The organism is Rhodococcus sp. T7 (assembly GCF_009872365.1).
GTDB lineage: Bacteria > Actinomycetota > Actinomycetes > Mycobacteriales > Mycobacteriaceae > Rhodococcus_F.
The window spans coordinates 59,267-71,861 of record NZ_WXYH01000022.1 but is presented as its reverse complement, the minus strand read 5'-3'; the positions used below and the strand labels follow the sequence as shown (position 1 = coordinate 71,861).

Annotated in this window: 9 protein-coding genes; 7 read left to right on the top strand and 2 right to left on the bottom strand. The window is 69.7% G+C overall.

What is annotated here, in order from left to right; genetic code table 11:
- Positions 1-68 precede the first annotated feature (68 nt).
- The 5 genes from MLGJGCBP_RS03420 to MLGJGCBP_RS03400 all read left to right on the top strand — a co-directional run bounded on the left by MLGJGCBP_RS03420 (position 69) and on the right by MLGJGCBP_RS03400 (position 7,382).
- A complete protein-coding gene (locus tag MLGJGCBP_RS03420; protein WP_087558759.1) occupies positions 69-998 on the top strand; it encodes an AEC family transporter in 930 nt (309 codons plus the stop codon).
- A gap of 14 nt (positions 999-1,012) precedes the next feature.
- Positions 1,013-1,477, top strand: coding sequence for a hypothetical protein (locus tag MLGJGCBP_RS03415; protein ID WP_160094061.1), 465 nt, complete (start codon positions 1,013-1,015; stop codon positions 1,475-1,477).
- Position 1,478: 1 nt separating this feature from the next.
- The gene (locus MLGJGCBP_RS03410) at positions 1,479-2,642 is read left to right on the top strand and encodes an MFS transporter (protein WP_160094100.1); all 1,164 of its coding nucleotides are present in this window, start codon (positions 1,479-1,481) and stop codon (positions 2,640-2,642) included.
- A gap of 149 nt (positions 2,643-2,791) precedes the next feature.
- Positions 2,792-5,968, top strand: a complete 3,177-nt coding sequence (locus MLGJGCBP_RS03405; protein WP_160094060.1) for an NAD-glutamate dehydrogenase domain-containing protein — start codon at positions 2,792-2,794, stop codon at positions 5,966-5,968.
- A 52-nt stretch (positions 5,969-6,020) separates the two neighbouring features.
- A complete protein-coding gene (locus tag MLGJGCBP_RS03400) occupies positions 6,021-7,382 on the top strand; it encodes a flavin monoamine oxidase family protein (protein WP_160094059.1) in 1,362 nt (453 codons plus the stop codon).
- Positions 7,383-7,406: 24 nt separating this feature from the next.
- Here the strand turns inward: MLGJGCBP_RS03400 and MLGJGCBP_RS03395 are convergent, their stop codons facing one another.
- Positions 7,407-8,933, bottom strand: a complete 1,527-nt coding sequence (locus MLGJGCBP_RS03395; RefSeq protein WP_160094058.1) for a PucR family transcriptional regulator — start codon at positions 8,931-8,933, stop codon at positions 7,407-7,409.
- Positions 8,934-9,222: 289 nt separating this feature from the next.
- Between MLGJGCBP_RS03395 and MLGJGCBP_RS03390 the strand changes: the two genes are divergently transcribed.
- Positions 9,223-10,467, top strand: coding sequence for an MFS transporter (locus MLGJGCBP_RS03390; protein ID WP_160094057.1), 1,245 nt, complete (start codon positions 9,223-9,225; stop codon positions 10,465-10,467).
- 17 nt (positions 10,468-10,484) lie between these two features.
- Complete coding sequence (locus MLGJGCBP_RS03385) at positions 10,485-12,131, top strand: amidohydrolase (protein WP_160094056.1); 1,647 nt, start codon at positions 10,485-10,487, stop codon at positions 12,129-12,131.
- Between the two features lie 9 nt (positions 12,132-12,140).
- Here MLGJGCBP_RS03385 and MLGJGCBP_RS03380 read toward each other — a convergent pair whose 3' ends face one another.
- Complete coding sequence (locus tag MLGJGCBP_RS03380; RefSeq protein WP_236580900.1) at positions 12,141-12,539, bottom strand: TetR family transcriptional regulator C-terminal domain-containing protein; 399 nt, start codon at positions 12,537-12,539, stop codon at positions 12,141-12,143.
- Between the last annotated feature and the right edge of the window lie 56 nt (positions 12,540-12,595).

The window sequence follows — 12,595 nt, the reverse complement described above, 5'->3', positions numbered from 1 at the left end:
ATACCTGGCACTAGACTTCGGAAGGTTTGCCGACAGGAGGCATCCCTGTCGAGGAGGTGCCCCGCAGCGTGTCGGGAGTTGTTGCGGGATTCACCGTCATATTCGTGATCATCGCGATCGGCTACATTCTCGGCCGGCGTGGGACGCTGGGCGCGGAGGGCGAGTCCGTCCTGGGCAGGCTGGTGTTCTTCGTCGCCACACCGGCGTTGCTGTTCGAATCGCTCGCATCGTCCGACCTCTCCGTGATCTTCTCGCCCACACTGGCCGTCGCGGCTGTCACGGCATTGACGGTCGGCGCACTGTACATGGTCGTCGCGCGGGTGTGGCTACGCAGGTCCCTTCCGGAACTCACCATCGGCGCGCTGTCGTCCTCGTATGTGAACTCCGCGAATCTGGGCATTCCCATCGCGGTGTTCGTGCTCGGGGACGCGTCGTTCGTCGCGCCGCTGCTGCTGTTCCAGATCATCGCGTACTCCCCCATCGCCCTCACCATCCTCGACGTCACCACACTCCGGCGGGGCGGATCGCGACTCGACACGATCACCGCGCCGTTCAAGAACCCGATCGTCGTGGCGGGCGCGGCGGGACTGCTGGTCGCCCTGCTCGGCTGGACACCGCCGGAGGCGCTGATGCAGCCGTTCCGGCTCCTGGGTGGCGCGTCGGTGCCCGGTGCACTACTCGCGTTCGGCATCTCGCTGTACGGGGTGCGGGTGCTGGAGAAGGGAACGAGTCCGCGTCGCGACGTCGCGCTGGCGTCGGTGCTCAAGATTGTCGTGCAACCGGTGCTGGCCTATGTGATGGCACGCTATCTGCTCGGGCTGAGCGGCCACGAACTGTTCGCCATCGTGGTGGTGGCGACGCTGCCGACGGCGCAGAACGTCTTCGTCTACGCCAGCCGGTACGGGGTGGGAACGGTGATGGCCCGGGACACCGCGTTCGTCACGACTTTGGCTGCGATTCCGGGGATTGCGCTGGTCTCCGGCCTGCTCGCGGGATGAGGTTACCGTGGCTTATGCGCGTAATCGCCCTCGCAGTGCTGGCCTGCCTCGCCGTCGCCGGATGCGGGTCCGGTTCGAGCACCGACGAACCGACGATTCCCCCGGAGATCGCGTCCGCAGTGGGTCCCAGCCCGACCAATCCGTCGTCGGGGATGCCCATTCCCTCCGAGGTGCCCGGCGAGGACTTCGGCACCGTCTTCGAATCGCGCCCCGACATCGTCCGGGCGAATCCGACGCCGTTCGAGTCGTGGTCCCGCGCGGACGGCAACAAGGTGGCCATCCACTTCGTCACCGGAACCCCGGAGTGTTACGGCGCCGATGCGACGGTGAGCGAGACCGACACCACCGTGACGATCTCGCTGCGCACCGGCACTCTCCCGGAGGCGGCCGACAAGATGTGCATCCTCGTCGCCGTGTTCGGCACCCTCGAGGTCCAGTTGCAGGGGCCGCTCGGCAATCGTCAGGTGATCAACGGTTGACCTGGTGAAGCACTGGTTTCTCAACGTCTGCATTGCCACTGCTCTCCTCCAGGCCGTCTATCACGCCGTTCGCGTTCTCGTCTCCTACCGTGTCCTCGCTCTCGGCGGCGACGCCGTCACGATCGGCGTCGTAACCGCCCTGTTCTCGCTGGCGCCGCTGCTCGTGGCCGTCCGGATCGGACGCGCCGTGGACCGGCGGCACGCGGCCGCGGTTCTGCGGACCGGGGTGCTGCTGACCTCCCTCGGGGTCCTGGTGATCGCCGTCAGCGGCGACCTGATCGTCCTCGGGCTCGGCAATGTGGTCCTCGGGTTCGGGCAGATCCTCGTGACCGTCGCCGGGCAGGGTTTCATCACGCTCCTCTCCCCACCGGGTGAACTGGACCGCGGTTTCGCCGGATTGACGCTCGGCGTCTCGATCGGCCAGGCCCTCGGGGTGCCGCTGGTCGGTGTGATCGCGGCGGGCAGCTCGGACGGCGGCGTCGTCGAGACCACCCTGGCGTTGACGGTGATGGGTGCGGTGGCGCTGGCGGCGGTGCCGTTCGCCTGGCCGATTCGCGAACGTCCGCAGCCGGCGGGACCACCGTCGCCCGGCGACCGGCAGTCCGTATTCAGCATGATCTCGACGACGGGGATGCGGCCGGCCGTGTTCAGCAGCCTGATCGTGCTGGCGTCGGTCGACGTCGTCGTCGCGTACCTCCCCGTCCTCGGGCACGAGTTCGGTTTCAGCGTTTTGTTGGTGACGTTGCTGCTGACCGCGCGCACCGCGGCGTCCATCGTGTCGCGCGCGTTCCTGCCGTGGCTGCTCACCTGGGTGCCGCGGTCGAGACTGCTGGTCTCCGCCACGCTGTGCTCGGCGCTGCCCACCGCCCTGCTGCCGTTCGTCCCCGACCCGGCCGGGATGGCACTGCTGCTCGTCGTCGCCGGATTCTTCTGGGGCATCGGCCAACCCCTGACCATGACGTGGGTGGCCGGGCTCGTCACCGCCGCCAACCGGGCCGCCGCGTTGTCGCTGCGGCTGACCGGCAACCGGCTCGGGCAGGTCCTGATTCCGCTGGCCGCGGGCGCCGCGGCGGGAGTCGCGGGCACGTCGTCGATCTTCGTGATCACCGGCGGTCTGCTCGGCACCGCGGCGGTCTCGACGTGGCGTGCTGTGAGTACTTCTTAACCGCCGGCGGTTAACAAGTACTCACGGGTGCCGAAACGTCGCGCCCACCGACACACGACGCTCCACTTCGTCGGATGTGGCGTGCGTCTCTCCCCGACACACTGGTTCCCAGTCACGCGTTCGTCAGATCAGGGGTCAGGAGCCACACGATGAGCTATACCGGTGTCATTCCGAGCACGACCGACACACCCGGTCCACGGCGGGACGAGGCCGCCGTGTCGAGCGCGGTCCTGGCGTCCGGAGGTACCACCCCGCGGCTGCGTTTCGTCGACTCCGCGGATGCATGGCTCGAGCCGGCCGCCGTGATGGTGTGGCCGCAGGGCACCCCGCTGCTCGCGGAACTGGTCGCGTTGTTCGCCGACCTCGGGTTGCGGGTCGCGTCCCACGAACAGCTGCCGGACGGCGAGTCCGGCAGCCCGCTCGTCCACCGGTTCGACTTCAGCACCGGCGACTTCACTTGGGACGCCGAAACTCCCGGGCTGCTCTCCGACGCGTTCGAGGCCGCGGCCGCCGGACATCTGGAGGTCGACGGCTTCACCCGCCTCGTCGCCGCGGCGAACCTGACGTGGACGGACGCCGTCCTGGTCCGGGCGGCGTGCCGGTACCTCCGGCAGGTGGGGTTGGGACTGTCGGAACCGAACATCGTCGCGACCCTGTTGCGGCACACCGATTTCGTTCGCGGATTCCGCGACCTGTTCACCGCCCGGTTCGATCCCGCCGTCGCCGGCTCCGACCGTGAGAGTGCCGCAGCGGGCGCCGGGCGGGTGCTGCTCGCCGCGATCGACCGCACCGCGACGATGGACGAGGACCGGCTGCTCCGCGGACTGCTGTCGTTCACCTCGGCGGTGTTGCGCACCAACTGGTTCCGCCACGACCGCACGATCAGCGCCGCCCCTGCGGCCTTCAAGATCGACCCGTCGCTGTTGTCGCTGTCCGCGGCCGTGACGCCGTACCGTGAGATCTTCGTGCACTCGCCGATCGTCGAGGGCAGCCATGTTCGCAGCGGTCCGGTGTCCCGCGGCGGCCTGCGCTGGTCGGACCGCAAGGACGACTTCCGCACCGAGGTGCTGGGTCTGATGAAGACGCAGCACGTGAAGAATTCGCTGATCGTCCCGATGGGCGCGAAGGGCGCGTTCGTGGTGCGCACCGAGACGACCCCGGACGCGGTCCGCGCGGCGTACACGAGTTTCATCGACGGACTGCTCGACGTCACCGACGACATCGTCGACGGCGAGGTCGTGCATCCGCGCGACACGGTGATCTACGACGAGTCCGACCCGTATCTGGTGGTGGCGGCCGACAAGGGGACGGCCCGGTTCTCCGATCTGGCCAACAGCATCGCGACGCGACGCGGGTTCTGGCTGGGTGACGCGTTCGCGTCCGGCGGGTCCGCCGGCTACGACCACAAGGCGATGGGCATCACGGCGCGCGGCGGATGGGTCTCGGTGCGCAGGCATTTCGCGGAGATGGGCAAGAACGTCGACACGGACGCGTTCACCGTGGTCGGCATCGGCGACATGTCCGGGGACGTGTTCGGCAACGGCATGCTGCTCAGCCGCGCCATCCGGTTGGTCGGCGCGTTCGACCACCGGCACATCTTCCTCGATCCCGAACCGGATTCCGAGGCGTCCTACCGCGAACGCGAGCGCCTCGCAGCGGTGCCCGGCAGCAGTTGGGACGATTACGACCGCAGCCTCGTCTCGGCGGGTGGCGGTGTGTGGCCGCGGACCGCGAAGAAGATCCCGCTGTCGCCGCAGGTGCGTGAACGGCTCGGCGTGACCGCGACCGAACTCCCCCCGCACGAGGTCGTGAAGGCTCTGCTCACCGCGGACGTGGACCTGTTGTGGAACGGCGGAATCGGCACGTACGTCAAGGCGTCCACCGAGGGGCACGCCGACGCGGCCGACCCGGCCAACGACGCCGTCCGGGTCGAGGCGAGCGATGTGCGCGCCGCGGTGATCGGCGAGGGCGGCAACCTCGGTCTCACCCAGCGCGCCCGGATCGAGTACGCGCTGAACGGCGGCCGGATCAACGCCGACTTCATCGACAACGCCACCGGCGTCGCCACGTCGGATCGGGAAGTGAACCTCAAGGTCGCGCTGGACGCCGCCGTCGCGGTCGGCGAACTCCCCGCGGCGGAACGGAACACGCTGCTCGCCCGGGTCCAGGACGAGATCGGCGAATCGGTGCTCGCCGACGCCGCCTCCCAGACTCTCGCGATCAGCCTGGCCGAGGTCCACGCCCCGTTCCTGCTCGGACGCCACGAGCGGCTGATCGAGAACCTCGAGCGGGACGCCGGCATCAGCCGGGCCGCGGAGGTCCTGCCGTCGGCGGCGGAGCTGTCCGCGCGGCACCGCGCGGGCCAGGGACTGGTCCGGCCGGAGATCGCCGTTCTGCTCGCGCAGTCGAAGAACCTCGTCGTCACCGAACTGCTCGCCTCCCCCGTGCTCGACTTCGCGGTGTTCGACGGTGTGCTCGCCGACTACTTCCCGGCCCCCATCCGCGAACGCGTCCCCCGTCAGATCAGCGGGCACCGGCTCGCCCGGGAAATCGTGGCCGTCATCGTGGCGGGCGACATGATCGACCGCGTCGGACCGGGCCTGATCCACCGGCTGGAGGAGCGGCTCGGCGTCGGCACCCCCGAGATCACCGTCGCGTACGCCGTCGTCCGGCAGGTGTTCGACATCGACCGCCTGTGGAACGAGGTCCTCACGCTGCCCGGCGCGTCGCACCGGACCCGGCTGAACCTGCACTTCGGCATCCAGGACCTGATCGAGCGCACGACGTCGTGGCTGCTGCGGCACCGTGGCACGGATGCGCAAGAGCTGATCGAGCGCTTCGCGAAGCCGGTCCAGGAACTCACGGCCGCGCTGCCACGCCTCACCGGTGCGCCGGCGCAGGACCTGGCCACGCTGCGGATCCTGGCGCAGGCCTTCGCCCTGGAGACCACTGCGCAGTCGCTGGACGTGCCGATCACCCAGGTGGCCGAGACGTACCGCGAATTCGGCCGCGTGGTGGGCCTCGATTGGCTGTCGGAACGATTCTCCGTCGGCGAGACCGGGACCGCCTACTGGGAGGCCATGGCGGGTGCCGTCCTCGTCGACAACCTCCAGGAGCACTGGCACGGCCTGATCGGGCTCGTCCTGCGCGGCGCCTCGCCCGCGACGACCGCCGCCGACGCCGTCGCCCACTGGCTCACCGAACACACCACCGCCGCGGACCGCCTGGCACAGATGCTCGGCGAACTGCGCAGCCTCGACCGCGTGGACAACTCGAGCATCTGTGTCATCGACGCCGAACTGTCGCTCGCGCTGACCCGCTGCTGACCAGAACCACCTTTCCCGAACCGATCAGCACTTCAACCAAAGGAGCTCGAAAGTGCCTACTCTCCAACGTGATGTCGCCATCGTCGGCGCAGGCCCGTCCGGCCTGGCCGCAGCAACGGCGCTGCGTAAGGCGGGGTTGTCCGTCGCCGTCCTGGAGGCGCGCGACCGCGTCGGAGGCCGCACCTGGACCGACACCATCGACGGCGCGATGCTGGAGATCGGCGGCCAGTGGGTGTCCCCCGACCAGACGGCGCTGATCTCGCTGCTCGACGAACTCGGACTCGAGACGTTCGACCGGTACCGCGAGGGCGAATCCGTCTACATCTCGGCAGCAGGCGACCGCACCCGCTACACCGGTGAGTCGTTCCCCGTCGACGAGACCACTCGCAAGGAGATGGACCGCCTGGTCCAGATCCTCGACGACCTCGCCGCGCAGATCGGGGCCGAGGAGCCGTGGGCGCATCCGCTGGCCCGCGAACTGGACACGATCTCGTTCAAGCACTGGCTGATCGAGCAGTCCGACGACGCCGAGGCCCGCGACAACATCGGCCTGTTCATCGCCGGCGGCATGCTGACCAAGCCCGCGCACGCGTTCTCCGCGCTGCAGGCGGTGCTGATGGCCGCGTCCGCCGGATCGTTCTCGCACCTGGTGGACGAGGACTTCATCCTCGACAAGCGGGTCATCGGCGGCATGCAGCAGGTGTCGATCCGGATGGCGGCCGCCCTCGGCGACGACGTCTTCCTGAACGCCCCCGTGCGCACCGTCCGGTGGAGCGAGGACGGCGCGGTGGTACTGGCGGACGGGGACATTCGCGTGGAGGCCTCCCGCGTGATCCTCGCCGTCCCGCCGAACCTGTACTCCCGCATCTCCTACGACCCGCCGCTGCCGCGCCGCCAGCACCAGATGCACCAGCACCAGTCGCTGGGACTGGTCATCAAGGTGCACGCCGTGTACGAGACCCCGTTCTGGCGCGCGGACGGCCTGTCCGGCACCGGATTCGGCGCCTCCGAGGTCGTGCAGGAGGTGTACGACAACACCAACCACGAGGACACCCGCGGCACCCTCGTCGCGTTCGTGTCGGACGAGAAGGCCGACGCGATGTTCGCACTGAGCGAGGAGGAGCGCCGCGCCACCATCGTCGGTTCCCTCGCCCGCTACCTCGGACCGAAGGCCGCCGAGCCGGTCGTGTACTACGAGTCCGACTGGGGCTCCGAGGAATGGACCCGGGGCGCGTACGCCGCGAGCTTCGACCTCGGTGGCCTGCACCGGTACGGCAAGGACACGCGGACACCGGTCGGACCGTTCCACTTCTCCTGCTCGGACATCGCCGCCGAGGGCTACCAGCACGTCGACGGCGCCGTCCGGATGGGTCAGCGCACCGCCGCGGACATCGTCGCCCGCCTCGGAAAGTAATCCCGTCCGGTCATCGCCCGGCAGTCACGACTGCCGGGCGATGATCGCGAGCAGCAGTTCGGCGCGTACCCGCGCCACGTCCAGCCTGCAGTCGATCAGCGACTCGATCCGCGCCATGCGGCTGCGCAGCGTGTGCCGGTGCACGCCCATCGTCGCCGCCGCCGACTCCCAGTGCCCGTTCGCCTCGAGGAATGCCCGCAGCGACCCCAGCAGTTCGGTGCCGTTGGTGCGGTCGTAGTCGTCGATCGGCGAGATCATCGTGTCCGCCAGCGAGTTCAGCACCTCCCGTGTCGAACTGAACGCGAGCAGCGCGCTGCCGGTCAGCGCCGCGAATTCCAGCGGATCCGCGCCCGCCTCGGCGGCCGACGCGGCCAGTTGGGACTGTTCGATGGCCGCGACGAGTCCGGCGATCTCCCGCCGCCCGCTCAGCCCGGCACGGATGGCCTTCCGCTCCGGGGCGGACAGACTGCGCAGCATCGCCCGCGCGAAGTCCACGTCGTCGGTTCCGCGCAACAGGACGGTGACCCGCGCATCGTGCCTGCGCGAGAACAGTTGCCGTCCGGCCTTGTTCATGGCCACCGCGACCGCCGACTCCGCCCGTTCCGCGAGCGCCGGCGTCTCCGCCACGACCGTGAGTCCGCGGATCATCCCGTCCGCGTCGGCGGCGTGCCGGATCTGTGACCACGCGGGCGCGAGGTCGCGGTCCTCGGTGAGCAGCAGGCCGAGGGCGTGCGAATTGAGCCGGTTCTGTGCTGTCCGGAGCCGCACCGGTTTCTCGAAATCCAACGCGAGCAACGAGTTCGCGTGACCGAGCAAGATCTGGTCCACGTGACTGAGCGCGGTGGGACTGATCACGGCGAGGTGGCCGTGCGGGGTGCTGCCGACGCTGATCTGCTGCACCGTGATCGACGCGCCCGAGCGCGCGAGCGACACGCTGCTCGACGCCCCGCCGGTGCCCGCCTCCAGCACGTCGCGCAGTTCCCCGAGGACGTCCTCCGCGGGCTGCGCCGGATGCGCCTCCAGCACCCGGCCGGACAGGTCGAGGAGCAGGACGGTGGACGACGTGGCGACGGCGAGTTCGCGGACGGTGGCGCCGGTGCCGCCCTGGATGACGGCGCGGGTCATCCGCGGCTGGGCCCGGGACGCGCGCAGCACCGCCTCGTACTCCTGCTCCGCAAGACGGTTCATGACCCTCTTGACCACAGCCGCGAACGGGGTGGGCAGCGGAATCTCGAGCAGCGGCAGCCCGATCTCGTCGGCGACGATCACGAGGTCCTCGGGCACCTCCGGATGGGAGAGTCCGGTGCCGAACCCGACGGCCGCCACCCCGGCTTCGCCGAGTCCGCGCAGGTACCGCCCCCGGTCGGCGGCCGTCAGCGGCAGCCGGATACCGGTGGTGAGGAGCAGTTCGCCGCCGGAGAGCCAGCGGAAGGGGTCCTGCAGTTCGGTGGTGTGGGCGAACGTGATCTCGTTGCCGAGACCGGCGGCGCCACCCTTCAGTTCGAGAGCCAGGTCCGGCTGGGACAACATCCAGCGAACGGGAACGGTCATGTCGGCTCCTGCGCAGTGTGCGGTCGGGTCCGTGCCACCCTGACCGGTCGGAATCGGGATGGCGCTGGACAAGTTGGCCAGCTGAGCACGGACGACTACTCCATTGTGTCAGACGCCGACCTCGAACAACGCCGAAACGCAACATTAACGAATCAAGTTCGTTTGCCCTCTTGCGCCCGGGGCACACCCTCCGCATACTTAACGAATCCCATTCGCTAAGTGACCCACGTCTCACGCGGGACGCCACCCGAGACCCGGAGTTGTCGTTGTCCCACCCCAGGAATCCCACGTGACCGCCGCCGTCCGCGTCCCCCTGACCCTCGGCCGCGGTATCGCCACCTTCAGCGTCTTCGTCGTCGGCTACATCACGGCCAATCTCATCCCGCTCATGATCATCGCGATGGTCGACGACCTCGGCGTCACCCAGACCGTCGCCGGCGCCGTCCTCACCGGCTCGATGCTCGCCACCGCGCTCGTCTGCCTCGCGACCACCCGCTGGGCCGCCGGCCGCTCACGCCACCTACTCGGCCGCGTCAGCCTCGTCGTGATGGCCGCCGGGTTCGGCGTCGCCGCCCTCGTCCACTCCGCGCCGGTCGCGTGCGCCGCCGTCATCGTCGGCGGGATCGGCGCCGGTGGCGCGGTCGCGGTCGGCGGGGCCGCCCTGGCCGCGCTGAACAATCCGAACCGGGTGTCCGGGATCAACGGGCTCGTCAACCGCACCGCGGTCACCGGAGTCCTCGCGCTGATCCCGATCCTCGGCCTGCACATGACCAACGCCTTCGGGATCGTCGCGGTGCTGGCGCTGGCGACGGTGTTCACGATCACCTGGCTGCCGTCCGCCCCCGCCGTCAACGAGGACGACGACGAGCCGAGCACGGCACACACGCGAACCCCGTTGCCCCAGGGCGTCACCGAGAAGAAACTGGCCGTCGCCGGCTTCTCCCTCCTCGTGCTCTTCGCGATCTGGGCGATCGGCGAGGACTCGCTGTGGGCGGTGTCGGGCATCATGGGCGCCGAACACGCGTCCCTGACCGAACAGCAGATGGGTCTGGCCCTCAGCCTGTCCACCGCGGGCGGCATCGGCGCCGCCCTCGTCCTCACGGCGCTCGGTTCGCGCCTCGGCCGCACCGTCCCCACCGCCGTCCTCCTCGGACTCGGCGCGGCCCTCAAGCTGGGCTCCTGCCTGGCCACCGATTCGACGACGTACCTGGTGCTCATCATCGCCTGGAACACGGTGTACGCCGCGGCCTTCATCTACGTGGTGGCCATCGCCGCCGCGCTGGACCCGTCCGGCCGCTGGTCCGCCCCACTCCTCGGCACCTATCTGGTGGGGTCGGCGTTCGCCCCGCTCTTCGGCACGCTCGTGACCGGCGCCGTCGGGTACGTCGCGTTCGGCTTCGTCCTGGCGGGCATCAGCGTCGTCCTGCTCGTGCCGATCGTCTGGATCGCGCGCCTGTCGACGCGCACCGAACAGGCCTCCGCGTCACCCGGACAGGATCCCACCGCCCGGTACACCACCTCGGTCGTCGTCTGACGGAAAGAGAGAACACCATGAACACGGACACGACCCACTACCGCGGCGGCCGGATCTTCACCGCCGCCGAACCGGCCTGGGCCGAGTCGATGATCGTCCGGGGCGACCGCCTCACGTACGTCGGCGACACCGCGACCGCCGACACGCTGTCTGGCGACGCCCGCGTCGTCGACCTCGGCGGGGCGTTCGTCCTGCCCGGCTTCATCGACGCCCACACCCACCTGCTGATGATGGGACAGGCCCTGCAGAAGGTGGACCTGCAGAGCGCCGCCGACCTGACCGACATCCAGGACCGCATCCGCCGGTTCGCCGCCGAGAACCCGGACGCGCCCCGGCTCCTCGGCCGCAGCTGGCTGTTCTCCGCACTCGACGGGCACCCGCCGACGCGCCAGATGATCGACGCGGCCGAAGCCGACCGACCCGTCTATCTCGATTCCAACGACGTGCACTCGGCGTGGGTGAACACCGCCGCTCTGCGCGAACTCGGGATCGACGCGGACACCCCCGACCCGATCGGCGGCCGCATCGAGCGCGATCCCGACACCGGCGAGGCCACCGGCATGCTGTTCGAGACGGCGGTGACCCAGATCGTGTGGCCCGCCCTCGCGAAGGTGATCAGCGACGACGAACGGGACACCGCCCTCGCGGCCGCCTTCGAGCAGTACCTCGTCGACGGCGTCACCGGGGCGGTCGACATGGCGCTCGGCGCGGACGAGGTCGCGGCGCTCGAACGCGCACTGGCCGCGGGCGACGGCACACTGCCGCTGCGGGTGGCCGGGCACTGGCTGATCGAACGCACCGATTCGGACGAGGAGAACATCCGCCAGGTACACGAGGCGGCGGAGTACCAGCAGCGCCTGCAGGGCCCCTGGTTGCGGATGGCCGGGATCAAGGTCATCATCGACGGCGTCATCGACAGCTGCACCGCCGCCATGAAGGAACCGTACTCGGACGGCACGAACGCCGAACCGATCTGGGACCTCGCCTCGCTGGCACCGGTGGTCGCCGCCGCCGACGCCGCCGGACTGCAGGTGGCGATGCACGCCATCGGCGACGAGGCGTCGGAGATCGCGCTCGATGCGCTGGAACACGCAGTCGCCGCCAACGGAATTCGCCCGCGCAGGCACCGGATGGAACACCTGGAGACGATCACGGAGGACAACGTGCAGCGGCTCGCGCGGCTCGGCGTCGTCGCCTCGATGCAACCGGTGCACGCCGATCCCGCGATCCAGGAGAACTGGCGGGCGATGCTGGGCGACCATCGGGTCGGGCGGGCGTTTCCGTGGCCCGAGATGACGGCGGCCGGCGCCGTCCTCGCGCTGGGGTCCGACGCCCCCACCGCACCGCATCCCCCGCTGCCCAACATGTACATCGCGACGACGCGCAGGTCCGCGATCGATCCGGCGCTCGCACCCAACCTGCCGGAGTACGCGCTGCCGATGGCGGACGCGCTCGCGCACGCCACCCGCGACGCCGCCTACTCGTGCCGCTGGGACGACCTCACCGGTCAGCTCGTCGAGGGCAAGGCCGCCGATTTCGTGGTCCTCGACGGGGATCCGTTCACCGCGGGCGCCGATTCCCTGCTCACCGCACGGGTGCAGCTGACCGTGGTGGCCGGTGCGGTGCGCCACGAAGCCGAGGTGGCGGGCAGCTTCCCGGCGTAGCCGTTCCGGTCAGTCCCGTTCGGCTGCGGCGTCTTTCGCGACGCCGCAGCCGATCTGTTCGCAGAATCCCAGCATGGCCGTGCGCGCGGCGTCGACGGTGATGAGACTGTTTCCCCCGACGATGTGCAGACCGTACGCGTCCTCGAGGGCCACCAGGTTCATGGCTGCCTGGTCGATGTCGCCGTTCACGGCGAACTCCCCCGACGCGTGTCCGTCGCCGAGGATCGCGCGGTACGTCGCGAGTTGCCGCAGATACATCTTCCGGACCAGTTCGTCGTGCAGCGCCGAAGTGCCCGACATGAAGTCGAATTCGTAGAGCAGCCGCATCAGGGTGTCGTCGGGCCCGCTCGGCAGGCCCGCGTCGATGGCCGTCCTCAACTTGGCGGCGTACGACGTCTGGGCGGCCACCGCCTCGTCGCGCTGATCGCAGTAGCGCTCGGTGCCCGCCCGATGGGCCTCGGCGA